Below are 16,821 nucleotides of genomic sequence, written 5' to 3' on the forward strand. Positions count from 1 at the left end.
GTGCGACAAACTATCAGACCGGAAGCCGTTCGCAACCGCCGATATCCTTCACATCGGAATATGACAATCGTGTAACAACATTATTACGATCGCTGGTTGCCGCCGAGTTCCGCCTCGAGCTGCTGGGTGACGTGGGCGCGCGGGCGGGTTAGCCGCGCCATCAGGTCATACAGCACCGGCGTGAGATAAAGGGTGAGCACGGAAGCGATGCCGAAGCCGCCGATGATCACCATGCCGATGGCGCTGCGGCTCTCGGCGCCGGCGCCGGTCGCGATCGCCAGGGGCACCGCGCCGAGCACGGTGGCGATCACCGTCATGAGGATCGGCCGCAACCGCACCACCGACGCTTCCAGGATCGCATCGCGCACCGATTTGCCCTCGTCGCGCAGCTGATTGGCGAATTCCACGATGAGAATGCCGTTCTTGGCCATGAGGCCGACGAGCAGCACCAGCCCGACCTGGCTGTAGATGTTGAGCGATCCTCCGGTGAACCAGATGGTGGCGAAGGCGCCGGTCACCGCCAACGGCACCGACAGCAGGATGGTCAAGGGGTGGACGAAGCTCTCGAACTGCGCCGCCAGCACCAGGTACACGATGAGGATGGCCAAGAGGAAGCTGAGATTGGCGCCGCTCGAGGTCTCGAGATACTCCTTGGACTGGCCTGCAAAACTGAGCCGCCCGGACACGGGGAGAACCTCGTTCGCCAACTCCTGGATCGCACTGATGGCCGTGCCGAGGTCATAGCCCTCGGCGAGGGACGCCGAAAGGGTGATCGAGGGCAAGCGGTCATAGCGCGCCAGGCTGGCGGAGGCGGCATGGGAGCGGAAGCTGATGAACGAGCTCAGCGGCACCAACTTGCCGGAATTGGTGCGCACGAAGGATGCGCCCAAATCCTGCGCCGTCTGGCGGTCCTCGTCGCCGGCCTGGACGATGACCGGGTATTCGCGGCCGCGGTCGATATATCGCGTCACCTCCTGCGAGGCGAACAGAGCCTGCAGGGTCTGCGCGACGGTCTGGATGTCGATCCCGAGGTCACGGGCCCGTTCGCGGTCGATCTCGACGCGGTATTCGGGCTGGTTCTCCTCGTAATCGAGCTCGACGTTCTGCAGGCCGGGATTGGCGCGGGCGCGCTCGAGCATGTCCTGCGCCCACGCCTTCACGCTCTCGAAATCGGGCCCGCCGATCACCGCCCGCACCGGGTTGCCGGCGCCGCGCAGCCCGAGGCCGGCGAGCTGGATCGGGAAGGCGCGCACGTCGGTCACCTGCGCCAGCTGAGGGATAAGCGTGCTGACGATCTGCTGCTGGCTGCGCTGGCGCTGGTCCCAGTCGGTGAGGCGCACCACGACGAGGGCCGTGGAGGGATCGTTGCCGCGACCCACTATGCTCGTGACGGACAGGGCTTCGCCGCTATCGACCAGCGGCTGCAAAATCGCTTCCACCTTCTTGGTGGCGGCATCGGTATAGGCGAGGTTCGCCCCCTGTGGCGCGGTGATCGCGACGATGAACAGGCCGCGATCCTCGCGTGCGGTGAGCTCTTTGGGCAGGGCCGTGTAGAGGGCGGCCGACGCAGCCGCGATGGCGAGGCTCACGCCGATGACCAGAACGGGATGACGCAGCGCCCAGCCGAGGCTCGCCCCGTAGACCCGGTTGACCCTTTTAGTGACGCGCTCGACCAGCCGCTCGAGCCGGCCCTGCTCGGTGGTGCGGGGCAGGATGATCGAGCACAGCATGGGGCAGAGCGACAGGGCCACGATCATGGACACGGCGACGGCAATGGCCATGACCACGCCAAACTCCGCAAACAGCCGGCCCACGGTTCCCTGCAGCATGGAGATCGGCACGAACACCGCCATCAAGGTGAGCGAAGTGGCGATCACGGCGAAGGTTACTTGCTTGGCGCCGAGCACGCTGGCCACCAGGCGCGATTCGCCCTGCTCCATCCGGCGGCGGATGTTCTCCAGCACCACGATCGCGTCGTCCACCACGATGCCGATGGCCAGCACCAGGGCGAACAGGGTCAAGATGTTGATGGAATAGCCGAGCAGGGCAATGCCCCAGCAGGCACCGAGCAGCGAGATCGGAATGGTGACAGTGGGCACGAGCGTGCCGCGGAGCGAGGCAAGGAAGCCGTAGATGACCAGCACGACCAGCGCGACAGCGATCACCAGGGCCTTGACGACCTCGTGGATGGCCGACTGGATGAACACCGCGTCATCGCTGCCGACGGTGATCTGCATGCCCTCAGGCAGTTGCGGCTGCAGGGCGGCGATCTCGGCGCGAATGGCCTTCGAAATCCGCACGGTATTGGCCTGGGACTGGCGCAATACACCCAGGGTGACCGCGCCCTTGGCGCCGCTACGCACGATGGTGTCGTCGTTCTCGACCCCACGCTCGACCCGGGCGATGTCGCCAACCCGGATGGGATAGCCGTTGCTGGTTTTTATGGTGATGGCGGCGAAGGCCTCCGGCGTGTCGAGCCGGGTATCGGTGCGCACCTGGAACCGGCGCTTGGCCGACACCACCTCGCCCGCCGGCAGTTCCACGTTGTTCGCCCGGAGGGCCGCGGTCACATCGCTCACGGTCACGTCGCGCGCCGCCATGGCGCGGCGATCGAGCCACACGCGGATGGCGTAGACGCGCTCGCCCATGATGTCGACTTCCGCCACCCCGTCCACGGTGGCGAGACGATCGGTAATGAACCGGTCCGCGTAGTCGGTTAGAGCGGCGGTATCCATGGTATCGCTGGTGAGGCTCAGCCGCATCACCGGGCTCGCATCGCTGTCGCTCTTGGTGATGCGCGGTTCCTCGGCGTCTTCGGGCAGCTCGTTGACCACCCGCGCCACCGCTGCGCGCACGTCGTTGGCGGCCTCGTCGATATTGCGCGAGGTCTCGAACTCGATCACTGTGCGCGCCCTGCCGAGGCCCGAGGAGGAGGCGATGCTCCTCACCCCAGCGATGCCAGCGACCGCGCCCTCGATGATGGTGGTGATCTGCGTGTCGGTCACTTCCGGCGCGGCGCCCGTATACGCCGTCGTGACCGTCACCACAGGCATTTCGACATCCGGCAGCTCTCGCACCGGAAGGCTGTTCAGGGCGGCCAAGCCGAACAGCACGATCATCAGGCTGATGACGACCGCGAAAACCGGCCGGCGGATGAACAGGTCCGAGACGTTCATGAGCCCGTTCCCTCGGCGTGCGCGGTGCTGTTCCCGGCAAGCACCTTGACGGCGACGCCATCGCCCAAGCTCTGAAGCCCGCTGCTGATCACCTGCTCGCCCTGGCTCAAGCCGTCAACCACCTCGACCATGCCGTCGGCGGTGTGGGCGCCGATCGCGACCGGTCGGCGCTGCGCCTTGCCGTCGGCCAGGACATACACGAAGGTCTCGCTGCCGGCGGTGATCACCGCCTCTTCCGGTATGGCCGAGGCCACGCGCTGGTCGAGCGCGATGGTGATGTTCACGAACATGCCCGGCTTGAGCGCGAGGTCTGGATTGGGAATGGCGGCGCGAACGGTAAAGGCGCGAGATCCCGGATCAATGCGCGTGTCTATGGCGGAAATGCTGCCTTCGAACGTGCGGCCGGGGAACGCGGCGGAGGTCGCCTCGACCGGCAGGCCGGTGGCGATTTGGCTCAGCAGCCGCTCCGGCAGGGCAAATTCGAGCTCGACCGTGCTCAGATCATCCAAAGTGGTGAGAACGGTCGAGGTGTCGACCCATGCGCCGATGTCGGTGCGGCTCAGCCCGACCACGCCGGCGAAGGGCGCTATGATCTGCTGGCGCGCGAGATCCCGTTCAGCCCGATCCATGGCCGCCTTGGCCTTTGCATGGGCGGTCTGCGCCTGTTCCAGGGCTGCCCGCGTTGCCACCTTCGACTGCACCAGCTTTTTCTGGCGTTCCAACGCCTCGCTCGCTTCAGCAAGCGCGGCCTTGGCCTCTTCGAGCGCGATGCGCTGGTCGCGGTCATCCAGCCTGACCAGGACATCACCGGCTTTCACCCTTTGCCCCGGCCCGAACAGGATCTCCTCGACGCGGCCTGCCGCCTCGGGCACGATGGTCACGGACTGGTTGGCCCTCAGGGAGCCGACCGCCTCGGCCTTGCTCAAGAAGGTCGCCGTGCCGACCTCCTTGGTGCTGACCGGCACCTCGCGGGGGCCGCGTGCACCCCGTGGCCCGGCGCCACCTGAATTCGCACGAGGCGCACCCGTGCTGGGCGAAGGTGAAGCAGACGCCACGCCGAGGATTTCCTTGCTCGAGGCTGCCGCGGCGCGCAGCATGGCGCCCCAATCCCTGTCTTGCGACGTGCTGCCGGCGCCGACCGCAACCCCGGCGCACAGGCTCAAGACTGCGATGAGAACTCCGGTTCGGGCTTTCATAAGGCTCAAGCTCCTCAGGGTTATTCCGGCGCCCGCAAGGGCAGCCTGACCAGTGCGCGCAAACCGCGTTCGGCGCGGTTCTGCAGGGCAATGGTGCCGCCATGGGCGAGCACCACCGAGCGTGCAATCGCCAGGCCAAGGCCGGCGCCACCAGTCTCGCGGCTGCGCGAAGTCTCCAGGCGGACGAAAGGGGCAAAGACGTGGGTCAGCTTGTCTTCGGGAATGCCGGGGCCGTCGTCATCGACAATGACCCTGATCTCGTCGTCGGGCGTTTCGACCTTGACCCGTGCGGCGCCGCCATAGCGGACCGCGTTGTCGATGAGGTTGGCGAAGGCCCGCTTCATGCTGGCAGGACGGCAGCGATAGGGGAGCGGCCCCCTCTCCTCCAGACTCACCGCATGGCCGAGGTCGACCATGTCGTCGGTGACGCTTTCGATCAGGGCCGCAAGATCCACCGTCCGGCTGGGTTCGTCCGTCGCCTCGTCGCGGGCGAAGGACAGCGTCGCCTCGGTCATCTTCTTCATGTCGTCCAGATTGGCGATCATGGTGCGCCGGGTCTCCTCATCATCGATGAGCTCGGCCCGTACCCTGAGCGCGGTAATCGGCGTCCTCAGGTCGTGGCTGATGGCCGCAAGCATGCGCGTCCTATCTTCTACGAAGCGGGTGAGGCGGGCGCCCATCTCGTTGAAGGCTGAAGTAAGGCGGCGAATCTCGTCGGGCCCGGACACCTCGAGTTCGGGCAGCGTTTCGCCCCGGCCGAGGCGGTCGGCCGCCGTCGCGAGGCTGCGCAAGGGCTTGGTGATGCTGCGCACCATCAGCACCACCACCGCGAGGATGGCGATGCCCATCAGCGCGGCCGAGGCGAGCGGCAGCAGGGCCCAGGAGCTGGACGGGCGGCGCAGGGGCAGCTCGACATTGAGCCAGCGGCCGTCGCGCAAAGGCACGTCGATGGCCATCACCGCGTCATCGTCGCCTTCGTCGGCGCCCCAGCCGAACAGCGCGCCGGTGGCCTGGTCAACCCAACGCAGGATGGCGGGCCGCTGTCCGTCGCCGTTATAGCGCGACCGCAGCCGCACGTCGGCCGCGGCCTGCGGATTGAGATAGGCGCCAAGCCGCTTCGCCAGCTCCACGTCGCCAGCGCTGGCTGGAGCACCCTCGATGCTCGGCGCAGGCCGCACCCGGTAGACCTGCCAGCGGGAGCTCACGGCAGACGTGATGCTGTCCGCATTGGCCGGCGTGTCCTCGATGACCTTGGCGACGGAGGCGACACGACTGAAGAATTCCTCGCGCCAGGCTTCGCGCAGGGCCTGGTTGCGCTCGCCGAAAAACATGGCGACGGTGACGACCTGCGACAGGATCAGGGCCGCGAGCAGCAGGAAGACAAGCTGACCGGCGATCGTGCGGGGGAACCAGCGCGTCACGCAAGCTCCTCCACATCGACGGCCAGCACGTATCCGCCGCCCCACACGGTCTTGATGATGATTGGGTTCTTCGGATCGGCTTCGATCTTGCGCCGGAGCCGGCTCACCTGATTGTCGATGCTGCGGTCGAAGACCTGGGCGGCGCGGCCGGCGGTGAGGTCGAGCAGCTGGTCGCGGGAGAGGACGATATGCGGCCGCTGCAGGAACGTCTGCAGCAACCGGAACTCTGCGGTGCTCAGCGGGATGGCAACCCCGTCCGGGCCTGAGATCTCCTGCCGGGCGGCATCGAAGATCCAGCGATCGAAGCGGATGCGGCCCGGCTTGATGCGGTCACGCTGCCGGCTGCCGGCATTCGCCCGCCGTAGCACCGCGCGGATGCGGGCCAAGAGCTCGCGCGGATTGAACGGCTTGGTCACATAGTCATCGGCACCGATCTCGAGCCCGACGACCCGGTCGGTGTCCTCAGCCATGGCGGTGAGCATGATCACCGGAATGTCGCTGGTCTCGCGCAAATGGCGGCAGAGACTCAAGCCGTCCTCGCCCGGCATCATCACATCGAGCACCACCAAGTCGACGGCGCCGTGCTTCAGCGCTGCCCGCATCTCCGCGCCGCCGTCGGCCGCGGTCACCCGCATGCCGTTGCGCATGAGGTACTTGCTCACCGCATCCCTGATGTCGCGATGATCGTCGACGACGAGGATATGTGGCGTCTGTTCCATATGAGTCCTGGTCACTGCCTCGGTCCTCTATATGTCGCGGCCCGTCCGGTTGGGCTCGCCCAAAATTGTATCGAACTGTGTCAGCTCCAGGGGCTGACACAGGTCGTGACAATAAGGCATGCCGGCTGGCGTAGTTTTGCGACAAATGCCTGCGAAAAAGCGCTCATTCAATACATGGGACAGGAGGATTGAGGATGATCCGTCGCTCCAAGATGCTGCTCACCTGCACTGCCTTGTTCGGGATTGCGGTTGGCGGTCTGGCCGTGATCGGGCTCTCGGCCGGCGCGCAGGCCCAGGATGACGGCGGCCGCCGTCGCGGGGCCGACATTGCCGAGCAATGCAGCCTGCGCTGCGGTCCGATGATGCGGGACAAGGACCGGGGCCGGTGGCGGGATAGGGACGAGCGAGGATTCCGCCACGGCTTCCACGGCCATCGGTTCGGCCCGAGGCATGGCGGTTTCGTGGCGCGCCTGTTCGAACGGTACGATGTGAATGACACCGGCCGCATCAATGTCCAGGAGATGCTGACCATCCGGGGCGACGATCTGAAGAAATTCGACAGCAATGGCGACGGACAGCTCGATCTCACGGAGTACCAGGCACTGTGGCTCGACCGCATGCGCGAGCGGATGGTGCGCTCGTTCCAGCGCTATGACCGCGACGGCGACGCCAAGGTGACGGTCGAGGAATACAACCGGCCGATCGAGCGGCTGGCCAAGAAGCTCGATCGCAACAAGGACGGGGTGATCGAGCGGGTCGACCGCCGCGGGCCGCGTTGGGGCCGGAGCGACGACACGCGGGTGCGCAACCAGGACCAGGAGCGCCGCAACAACGACACGCCGCCGGCCGATGACGACGCCAATGGTTCGACTGCGGACTGATTGATACCGACCCGGCGGGCAGATCAGCTTTCGTTCATGTGCGACGAAGCATGATCGCCCGCAAAAACCAACGGGACAATTGCCATGGCTTCACTGACGAAATCGACAGCGATCGCAACCCTCTTGGCGCTCGCGCTCGGCGCGGCCGGCGGTACTGCAGAAGCGGCTATGGTCGGCAGCGCGGCGCGTTCGGCGCCCATCGCCGCATCGGCCCAGGCCGGTTTCGACGGCGCCCGGGTCGAGCTCATCGGCGGCCGCCACTGGCGTGGCGGTCGCGGCTGGGGACGCCCATGGCGGCACAGGCATCACGACGGCGCTGCCGTGGCCCTAGGCGCGGCCGGCGCGATCATAGGACTTTCGGCCTTGGCGGCAGCCAATGCTCAGGCCTACGCCTATGCGCCGCCGCCGGTCTATTATGCGCCGCCGGACTATGTCTATGAGGATCCCTATTGGGACGAGCCCTATGATGACGAGGTGGTGATCTACGAGACGCCAGGGGTGGGCACGCTCGATGCTTATGCACCGCCGCCGCCGCCGGCTGTCGCGAGCCGTCCCTCGCCGCGGCGCATCGCGCCGGCCTCCGCGCCGGCACAGCGCAGCGTGGCACGCGCGGACACCACGCCCGAGCCGTGGAGCAGCGCCTGGTACAAGTATTGCGCCAGCAAGTATCGGAGCTTCAATCCCGAGACAGGCTATTTCACGGCCCATTCCGGCGAGCAGAAGTTCTGCCGCTGAAGCCGCACCGAGTCGTCTTTGGCCCGGATGGCCCGGCCGGCGCCGGGCCATGACGATTTGCTGAGTTATTCACCCTTTGTTGCCGGGCTTGCCCTTCACGGGCTCAGCTGAGCGAGGCCTCGATGGCGAAGCCCAATTTCAGGGTGACCTGATAATGGGCAATCCGGCCATTATCCATATGCCCGCGCGTTTCGATCACCTCGAACCAGCGCAGATGGCGCACACTCTCGCCTGCCTGGGCGATGGCGTTCTGTATGGCCGCTTCGATCGAGTCCGGGGCGGAGCCGACGAGTTCAATGACTTTGTAGACATGGTTGGTCATGGGTAATCCCTTCGAGGCCGGAAATGGCAGAGCCTCGCGGCTCTGGTCACCAGCTGCGAAACGCCGCCATGCCGTCTTGCGTTGCGCGCCTTTTCCACAAGATCTGGACCGCATAGAGGTGATTGCCGGCTTGAATGACCCCGGTGCTCACCTCTTCATAGTCGGGGCTAAGCATGTTGCGGCGGTGGCCGCGGCTGTCGACCCACTGCCGGAACAGCCGCCTGGCCTTGGTCGCATCGACCGGTCCGGGCAGCCGGTCGCGCGCGGTGTTCTCGCCCACGCTGGCCGTCTCGCCGAGGAAGGCGTCGGCACGCTGGCTGAACCGGTAGCCGCTGGCGGATTCATGCCCGACGAAGTCGCCCTTGAACATCTCCAGCGCCTGGGCGCGGGCAGCGACAACGGCATCGCCGCTGGCGGCGAGCGGCGCGCGACCTTCGGCTTTGCGGTAGGCATTCAGCTCGGCGGCGAGAACCGACTCGAGATCGGGGCGCAGCTTCACCCCCTGCGGCAGGCTGGCCAGCATGGCCTCCGCATAGCCGCGATAGCCGCCGGCGATGCCGATGGTGGTGCAAGCGCTGGTAGCAAGGCTCACGGTGAATGCAAGCAGCAGCACGGCTGCACGGGGCAGGCGGGCGCTCATCGGCTGGTCAACGCCCCTTCCATTGCGGCTTGCGCTTCTCGGCGAAGGCGCGGGCGCCCTCCATCATGTCCTCGCTTTCATAGAGCGTCTTCACGGTTGGCAGCTTCTTGCCGTTGAGCAGATCGAAGACCTCCTGCACGGGCAAGTGTGCGGTCTCGCGAACGGTCTCCTTGATCGCGGCGAAGACCAGCGGCGGCCCTTCGGCCAGGAGGTCGGCGAGCGCGCGGGCGGTCGCCATGAGTTCGTCCTGCGGGACCACCGCCTTGAGCAGGCCCCATTGCTTGGCCTCCGTGGTGTCCATCCAGCGGCCGGTGAGCAGCAGATCCATGGCCACGTGATAGGGGATGCGGCGGGGCAATTTTATGGTGGCGGCATCGGCGAGCGTGCCGGCGCTGATCTCCGGCAAGGCGAAGCGGGCGTTCTCCGCCGCCACGATCAGGTCGGCCGACAACGCCAGCTCGAACCCGCCGCCCACCGCGATGCCGTTCACCGCCGCGATGACCGGCTTGTTGAGGCCGGGCAGCTCCTGCAGGCCGCCGAAGCCACCGACGCCGAAGTTGAAGTCGGCCACGCCCGACTCGGCCACTGCCTTGAGGTCCCAGCCGGCGGAGAAGAACCTCTCGCCACCGCCGGTGATGATCGCCACGCGCAGGTCGGGGTCGTCACGGAACGACGCGAAGACCTGGCCCATCTTCTGGCTGGTCGTCACGTCGATGGCGTTCGCCTTCGGCCTGTCCAGCGTCACTTCCAGAACATGGCCGCGCCGTGCGGTCTTCACCGGCCCCTGATCAGTCATGCCTACTCTCTGTCGCTCTCTCTTGTGTGCAATCCGCTGCAAGGGGCCATGACACCGGGCCGCCGTCAAGCCGGAAGACGCGGCGCGCTCCGTTTCACGCCGCAGCGGGGCGCGCGGCCAGCTGGCGGTCGAGCCAATCGGGATCCATCTCCGGCACGGAGGACAGGAGCTTCATGGTGTAGCCATGCTGTGGATGATCCAGCACCTGCGACTTCGGCCCGTGCTCCACAACACGGCCGTGATGCATGACCACGATCTCGTCGGCGATGGCGCGTACCGTGCCGATATCGTGAGTGATGAACAGATAGGAGACGCGCAGCTCCTTCTGGAGCCGCAGCAGCAGCCTGAGAATGCCTTCCGCGACGAGCGGATCGAGGGCGGAGGTGACCTCGTCGCAAATGATGAGGTCCGGTTCGGCGGCAAGGGCGCGGGCAATGCACACCCGCTGCTTCTGGCCGCCGGAGAGCTCGGATGGGTAGCGGTCGAGCAGATGGGGCTCGAGCTCGATCATCTGCATGAGCTCGGCGAGGCGGGCCTCGCGCGCGTCCGGTGCGAGGCCGTGGTAAAAGTCGAGCGGTCGGCCGAGGATCTCGCGCACCCGCTGGCGCGGATTGAGCGCGGTGTCCGGCATCTGATAGATCAGCTGAATGCGGCGCAGCGCCTCCTTGCTGCGCTGCTTGAGCATTGGCGGCAGCGGCTTGCCCTTGAACAGGAGTTCGCCCTGCCTGGGTGGCAGCAAGCCGCAGATCACCCGGGCGAGTGTCGACTTGCCGGAGCCGGACTCGCCCACCACCGCCACGGTGCGGCCGCGCGGCACCTGAACGGTGACGCCCTCGAGCACCTTGATCACCCCGGCGTAAGCGGCGGTGACGTTGTGGACCCGCAGCAGCATGTCGTGGCCCGGCTCTTCCGGCTTGGCGGCAGCCCGCGCCGCGAGAAGGTCGCGGGTATAATCCTGCTTAGGGTTGGCGAGCAGCTCGCGGGTCGGCCCCTCCTCCACCACCTGGCCGTGGCGCAGCACCATGATGCGGTCGGCAAGCTGGGCGACCACGGCCAGGTCATGGGTGATATAGAGAGCGGCCGTGCGGGATTGGCGGACCAGGTCCTTCACTGCGGCCAAGACCTCGATCTGGGTGGTGACGTCGAGGGCGGTGGTCGGCTCGTCGAAGATGATGAGATCCGGCTTGCAGGCCATGGCCATGGCCACCATGGCCCGCTGCAGCTGGCCGCCGGAAACCTGGTGCGGGTAGCGCTCGCCGATCTGCTCCGGATCCGGGAGCTTGAGGCGGCGGTAAAGGTCGACCGCGTCCCGCCGCGCCTCGGCCTCGGACCGGACCCCGTGGGTGACGGCCACCTCGACGTACTGGTCGATGAGGCGGTGCGCCGGGTTGAACGCGGCCGCGGCGCTCTGGGCGACATAGGCGATGCGGGCGCCGCGCAGGCGCCGAAGTTCGGTTTCCGACAGGTGGCGCAGGTCGCGGCCGTCGAACAGGATCTCGCCACCGGAAATCCGGCAGCCACCGCGCGCATAGCCCATGGCGGCGAGGCCGACGGTGGACTTGCCCGCGCCGGATTCACCGATCAGACCCAGTACCTCGCCGCGCACCAGGTGCAGATCAATGCCCTTAACGATCTCGTGCCAAGCATCGTCGCCGCACCCCTCGATGCGCAGCCCGCGCATCTCGAGCAGCCGCTGACCATCCTGGGCGCCTCCGGTATCAATGCTCATCGCGCAGACCGCTCGTCTTGTGCAGGAACCAGTCGACCACGAAATTGACCGCGATGGTCAGCACGGCGATGGCGCCGGCCGGCAGCAACGGCGTGATATCGCCATAGGTGATCAGGGTGGCGTTGTCGCGCACCATGGAGCCCCAGTCCGCGGTGGGCGGCTGGATGCCGAGGCCGAGAAAGGACAAGGCGCTGATCATGAGAAACACGAAGCAGAAGCGCAGGCCGAACTCGGCGGTCAGCGGCGGCATGATATTGGGCAATATCTCCCGCCGCATGATCCAGCCGAGCCTCTCGCCGCGCAGGCGCGCCGCCTCGACGAAGTCCATCACCGCGACATTCATGCCGACAGCCCGCGTGAGCCTGTAGACGCGGGTTGCATCCAAGACCGCGATCACCATCACCAGCACGGGGATCGACGTGCCGAAGATCGTCAGCAGCAGCAGGGCGAAGATCAGTTGGGGGATCGCCATCACGATGTCCACCATCCGCGACAGGATCTGATCGGTCCAGCCGCCGATGGCCGCCGCCAGCAGACCTGCCGCTCCACCGATGAGGAAGGCCAGAATGGTGGTGACGAAGGCGATGCCGATGGTGTTGCGCGCCCCGTAGATCAGACGGGTGAACATGTCGCGGCCGAGATTGTCCGTGCCGAGCAGAAATTGCTCGCCCCACGGCTCGAACTGCAGGCCAACCACCTCGGACTCGCCATAGGGCGTGAGCACCGGCGCGAAGATCGCGACGAGAACATAGGCGACGATGACCAGGAGACCGAGCTTGGCGGTGATCGGCGCCTGGCGCAGCGTCTTGGCGATGGCGGTGGGGCGCGTATGCCCGGGCGATGCGGCCAGGGCCAGAACCGCGGCCTGCTCGTCTTCGGGCGCCCCGGCCTCCGGCCGCAGGCCGGTCTCATCTGCCATTGCTGGTTCCGTCATCGCGGGTGCATGAGCCGTGGGTTGGTGAGGATGGACAAAACGTCCGCCGAGAGGTTGAGCAGAATGTAGGTTGCCGCAAACAGCAGGCTGCAGGCCTGCACCACCGGCACGTCGCGCTTCTGGACGGAGTCGACCATCAGCTGACCCAAGCCGGGGTAGACGAACACCACCTCGACGACCACCACGCCGACCACGAGATAGGCCAGGTTGAGCACCACCACATTGATGATCGGTGCCAGCGCATTGGGCAGGGCGTGGTGGAGAATGATGCGGCCGCGGGACATGCCCTTGAGGGCGGCCATTTCGATATAGGGGCTGGCCAGCAGGTTGATGATCGCCGCCCGGGTCATGCGCATCATATGGGCGACGACCACCAGCGTCAGGGTCAGCGCCGGCAGCGCCACCGCATGCAGCCGGTCGAGCAGCGGCATGCCCGGCCCTATGCTGGAGATGGAGGGAAACCAACCGAGCCGGACCGCGAAGATCACGATCAGGATATAGGCGACGAAGAATTCGGGGAACGAGATCGACGACAGGGTGGCGACGTTCACCGCGCGATCGAAGAAGGAGTTGCGGTAGAGGGCGGCCAGAATGCCGAGGGCCAGGGCGAGCGGCACAGAGATGAGTGCCGCCACGCCGGCCAGAAACAGGGTGTTCAGGGTCCGGGTGCCAAGCAGCTCGGAGATCTCGCGGCGATTGGCCAGGGAATGGCCGAAGTCGCCGTGCAGGAGCCCGCCCAACCACTCCACATAACGGGTGTGCAGCGGGAGATCGAGGCCAAGCTCCCGGCGGAGGGCAGCCACCGTTTCCGGCGTGGCGGACTGGCCGAGCATCTCGGTTGCGATGTCACCGGGGAGGAACGACACCGCAAGGAAGATGACCAGCGAGACGACCCAGAGCACGAGCAGACCCAGGGCGAGGCGCTGGGCCGTCATTTTCACGACCTTGCTCATCGGGCGCCGGCCATGGCAGGGGTTCTCCGCAAGGGGCTCACGCCTCGGCGAACCACCAGCGCTCGGCGGCGCGCAGCCCGTCGAGGTCCCAATTGTTGCCCATCTTGCCGTGGCCAACCTTCTTCGACAGGGCGTTCACGTAATTGGCATACATCGGCATCACCGTGCCGCCGTCGTCGCGGCAGAGGGCCTGCATTTCCGCATACATCTGCGCGCGCTTCTTCTCATCCAGCTCGGCGCGCGCCTCGACCAGCAGCTCGTTGAACCTGGGGTTCTTCCAGTGGGTGTCGTTCCAGTTGGCATCGGCAGAATAAGCGAGCGAGAACATCCAATCCTCAGTGGGGCGGCCCGACCAGTAGCAGAAGCTCCAAGGCTTCTTCATCCAGACATTCTCCCAGTAGCCGTCATTGGGCTCGCGCACCACATTGATGTCTATACCGGCCGCGGCGGCATGCTCCTTGTACAGAACGGCCGTGTCGACCGCGCCGGAGAAGGCCGCATCCGCCGTGGACAGGTCGACCTGCAAGGTCTCGAACCCGGCTTTCTTGAGGTGGTGTTTCGCCTTGTCCGGATCATAGCGCCGCTGCTCGAGATCCTTGGCGAAATAGCGGTTGGCCGGGCTGATCGGATGGTCGTTGCCCGGCGCGCCATAGCCGCGCAGGATGGTCTCGACCAGCTTCTCCCGATCGATGGCGTATTTGAGCGCCGTGCGGACATCCACGTTGTCGAAGGGCGCCTGATCGACCAGCATGGGTATGGTGTAATGCTGGGTGCCGGTGATCGAGACGATCTCCAGGTTCTTGTTGCGCTCGAGCAGGTGGATGGTCTTGAGGTCGCAGCGATCCATGGCGTGGATCTGGCCGGTGTTCAAGGCGTTGGTGCGCGCTGCCACGTCCTTGATCGCCAGGAACTCGACGGTGTCGAACCAGCCGCGCCCGCTCTTCCAGTAGTTGGGGTTCTTCTTCACCACGGCGGTGACGCCGTAGTCGATGCGGTCGAGGATATAGGCGCCGGTGCCGATGCCGGATGCATCGGCCTTGCCGTCCTTGGTCGGCATCATCGCCAAGTGGTAATCGTCGAGCAGATAGGCGAAGTCGGCATTGCCGCCCTTCAGCGTGATCACGATCGTGTTAGGTCCGTCGGCCTTCACGTCCTCGATCGCGTCGACGATGCCCTTGGCCGCCGACTTGGAATCCGGTCCGCGATGATGGTTGATCGAATTCACCGCATCCTCGGCGGTGAACGTCTTGCCGTTGTGGAATTCGATCCCGGGCCGCAGCTTGAAGGTCCACACCTTGGCATCGGGCGAGACGTCCCATTCTTCCGCCAGCTCGCCGACAAGCTTTCCATCCGGATCAACTTCCGTCAGATAGCTGAACACCGAATGTCCGACCGATTGCATATAGGTGTCGAGATAGGTCTGCGGATCGATTGAATCGGTGGTCGATCCCGCCCCAATCCCGAGCTTGAAATGGCCACCGGCCTTGGGCTCGGCCCGGGCAAGCTTGGCGAACATGGTGCTGGCGCTCGCGACGGTGACCCCCGCGGCGACGGCCGCTACCATGAATTCCCGACGGCTCACGCGGCCGCTTTTGACAAACCTGCTGAGACGCTCCAGCTCTTCGCTCATCGGCAATGCCTCCCCAATCGACGTCCGGTCGCGATCCGTCCAGAGGAGGCGTGGTTCGGCGAGGCACCCTGTGCGCTTGCGCGGCCTTATTGCGAGCGGCCAGCTGACGTCCTTTTGAAGGTTTTTACGCAAGCACTTGCGGCTGCATTCTCCTCCGGCGGATCATTGCCCTCACCACCCGCATAGGCTCCCACGGCCAATCGCTGCGGTCAACGGGCAAATGATAACGGGCCGTCAGGACGCGGCTGGCTGCTTTGCGGCCAGAAAAGCGCCTTTCACGCCAGGTGAACGAGGCTCATGAGACTAAAGTCGCAGCAAAGGCTGGACCAGGCGCATGAGGCCTTTCAGCCGCCATGGCCGCTCGATGCCGACCAGACAGACGCAATCGCCGGCCTGCTCGGTTATCGGCTTGTGCTCGACCTCATGGCCGAGATCGGCGATGTCGCCCATGGCGAATCGCCCGAACTCGTCGCGGTAGGCACCCCTCAGCACCATGGTCAGCTCACCGGCGGAATGGCCGTGGCGGGGCAACGCCCTGCCGCCAGAAATCTTCATGAGCAGAAGCCGGCCGCGGGCGCCCTGGGCCAGTGCTATTCTGTGTACGGCGATACCCGGCGCGATCCGGCGCCAGGCCACCTGATCGAGGGATCGGCCCAAGAGGCGGCACAAAGGTTTCGGCAGCCCAAGCCGGTGGGCATCGTTGGAGACGTGGGGCACGCTCTGCTTTGCCCGCGCTTCACGGCACTCCGCATCGATCCGCTGCAGGACCGCCGTGAGGCAATCCGCCTTCACCGGCACCGCATCCATGCGTTCGATGATGGCGCCACCGGTCTCCTCGTGCCGCCTGAGCTCGCGCTGGCAGTGAGGGCACCACGCCACATGGCAGGCGACGACCATCGACAGAGCCTCGCACAGGGTGCCGGAGGCATAGGCCATCAGGGTCGCGCAGTCCGGGTGATGGTGCACCCTCACATTCGTCCTCCAAGGCTCTCCCGCAGCTTCTGATAGGCAAGCCGCATTCTCGACTTCACGGTGCCGAGGGGCACGTCCAGCCGCTCGGCGATCTCGGCCTGCGAGAGATCATCAACATACGAGAGAGAGATGACGTCGAGCTGGTCTTTCGGCAAGGCCTCGATCGCATCGGCGATCTGCGCCTCGCGCTCGTTCTGGATCAGGCGCTCCTCGCCCGTGGGCTCGGCGGAGGGCTCGTCGTAATCATCCACATCGTAGAAGGTCTGGGCCGGCTGGCGCCGCAGCCGGTCGATGCGCAGATTGCGCGCGATGGTGTAGATCCAGGCGGTGGCGCTGCCCTTGGCCGGGGAGAAGCTTGCAGCTTTGTTCCACACCGTGAGCATCGTCTCCTGCACCAACTCCTCGGCTGTATCGGCGTCGGCAACCCGCCGCAGCATGAAGCTTTTCAGCCGTGGGGCGTAATAGGCGAACAGATTCGCGAAGGCGTCGCGGTCACCCTTGGCGACACGTGCCACCAGGGCGGCCATCTCGTCCTGGAGCCGGCCATTGCCTTGTCGCTGCTTGATGCTGTCCGTCATATCCGCCGCTTGGTCATGCGCCCGTGACGCGGAACTGCTGGCTGTCCTCCCAGCATAGACCTGCAGCCCCGTCCCTGGCAACGCGACGCATCCCCACGAGTTGCCGAGAGGGTTATCCAGACGCAAAAGAAATCTGGAC

The 16,821-nt window shown here is 65.9% G+C and carries 15 protein-coding genes; 2 read left to right on the forward strand and 13 right to left on the reverse strand.

Translation table 11 applies throughout. The features are described from left to right. Window positions 1-83: 83 nt before the first annotated feature. From E4P09_RS00535 to E4P09_RS00550, 4 genes are read right to left on the reverse strand one after another with little or no spacing between them, the layout of a single operon-like run. Window positions 84-3,176, reverse strand: coding sequence for an efflux RND transporter permease subunit (locus tag E4P09_RS00535; RefSeq protein WP_137387654.1), 3,093 nt, complete (start codon window positions 3,174-3,176; stop codon window positions 84-86). Then, window positions 3,173-4,372, reverse strand: coding sequence for an efflux RND transporter periplasmic adaptor subunit (locus tag E4P09_RS00540; RefSeq protein ID WP_137387655.1), 1,200 nt, complete (start codon window positions 4,370-4,372; stop codon window positions 3,173-3,175). The genes E4P09_RS00535 and E4P09_RS00540 overlap by 4 nt, the downstream gene beginning before the upstream one ends. A 20-nt stretch (window positions 4,373-4,392) precedes the next feature. Beyond that, window positions 4,393-5,793: an ATP-binding protein gene (locus tag E4P09_RS00545; protein WP_137387656.1), complete on the reverse strand. Its 1,401-nt coding sequence runs from the start codon at window positions 5,791-5,793 to the stop codon at window positions 4,393-4,395. Continuing rightward, a complete protein-coding gene (locus E4P09_RS00550) occupies window positions 5,790-6,512 on the reverse strand; it encodes a response regulator (RefSeq protein WP_137389173.1) in 723 nt (240 codons plus the stop codon). Before E4P09_RS00550 ends, E4P09_RS00545 begins: the two co-directional genes overlap by 4 nt. 194 nt (window positions 6,513-6,706) lie before the next feature. Here E4P09_RS00550 and E4P09_RS00555 point away from each other — a divergent pair, with 194 nt between their 5' ends. Next, window positions 6,707-7,393 carry an EF-hand domain-containing protein gene (locus E4P09_RS00555; protein ID WP_137387657.1) on the forward strand — a complete coding sequence of 229 codons (687 nt, stop codon included), beginning with the start codon at window positions 6,707-6,709 and terminating at the stop codon, window positions 7,391-7,393. Between the two features lie 84 nt (window positions 7,394-7,477). Then, a complete protein-coding gene (locus tag E4P09_RS00560; protein WP_239024975.1) occupies window positions 7,478-8,128 on the forward strand; it encodes a BA14K family protein in 651 nt (216 codons plus the stop codon). 103 nt (window positions 8,129-8,231) lie between these two features. On the opposite strand, the gene E4P09_RS00565 is transcribed toward E4P09_RS00560, so the two are convergent. The 9 genes from E4P09_RS00565 to E4P09_RS00605 all read right to left on the reverse strand — a co-directional run bounded on the left by E4P09_RS00565 (window position 8,232) and on the right by E4P09_RS00605 (window position 16,682). Further along, the gene (locus E4P09_RS00565) at window positions 8,232-8,450 is read right to left on the reverse strand and encodes a dodecin (RefSeq protein ID WP_137387658.1); all 219 of its coding nucleotides are present in this window, start codon (window positions 8,448-8,450) and stop codon (window positions 8,232-8,234) included. A 46-nt stretch (window positions 8,451-8,496) separates the two neighbouring features. Continuing rightward, on the reverse strand, window positions 8,497-9,090 hold the full coding sequence (locus E4P09_RS00570) for a CAP domain-containing protein (protein ID WP_137387659.1): 594 nt from the start codon (window positions 9,088-9,090) through the stop codon (window positions 8,497-8,499). A gap of 7 nt (window positions 9,091-9,097) precedes the next feature. Beyond that, window positions 9,098-9,886, reverse strand: coding sequence for an enoyl-CoA hydratase-related protein (locus E4P09_RS00575; RefSeq protein ID WP_137387660.1), 789 nt, complete (start codon window positions 9,884-9,886; stop codon window positions 9,098-9,100). A gap of 94 nt (window positions 9,887-9,980) precedes the next feature. After that, complete coding sequence (locus E4P09_RS00580) at window positions 9,981-11,615, reverse strand: ABC transporter ATP-binding protein (RefSeq protein ID WP_137387661.1); 1,635 nt, start codon at window positions 11,613-11,615, stop codon at window positions 9,981-9,983. Next, on the reverse strand, window positions 11,605-12,534 hold the full coding sequence (locus E4P09_RS00585) for an ABC transporter permease (RefSeq protein WP_137387662.1): 930 nt from the start codon (window positions 12,532-12,534) through the stop codon (window positions 11,605-11,607). Before E4P09_RS00585 ends, E4P09_RS00580 begins: the two co-directional genes overlap by 11 nt. Before the next feature lie 11 nt (window positions 12,535-12,545). Continuing rightward, on the reverse strand, window positions 12,546-13,502 hold the full coding sequence (locus tag E4P09_RS00590; protein WP_137387663.1) for an ABC transporter permease: 957 nt from the start codon (window positions 13,500-13,502) through the stop codon (window positions 12,546-12,548). Window positions 13,503-13,539: 37 nt separating this feature from the next. Then, window positions 13,540-15,132, reverse strand: a complete 1,593-nt coding sequence (locus tag E4P09_RS00595; RefSeq protein ID WP_137387664.1) for an ABC transporter substrate-binding protein — start codon at window positions 15,130-15,132, stop codon at window positions 13,540-13,542. A gap of 303 nt (window positions 15,133-15,435) precedes the next feature. Then, window positions 15,436-16,104, reverse strand: coding sequence for a ChrR family anti-sigma-E factor (locus E4P09_RS00600; RefSeq protein ID WP_137387665.1), 669 nt, complete (start codon window positions 16,102-16,104; stop codon window positions 15,436-15,438). Continuing rightward, the gene (locus tag E4P09_RS00605; RefSeq protein WP_239024976.1) at window positions 16,101-16,682 is read right to left on the reverse strand and encodes a sigma-70 family RNA polymerase sigma factor; all 582 of its coding nucleotides are present in this window, start codon (window positions 16,680-16,682) and stop codon (window positions 16,101-16,103) included. Before E4P09_RS00605 ends, E4P09_RS00600 begins: the two co-directional genes overlap by 4 nt. Window positions 16,683-16,821 lie beyond the last annotated feature (139 nt).

Origin of the sequence: Rhodoligotrophos defluvii (genome assembly GCF_005281615.1) — a bacterium.
Classification (GTDB): Bacteria; Pseudomonadota; Alphaproteobacteria; order Rhizobiales; family Im1; genus Rhodoligotrophos; species Rhodoligotrophos defluvii.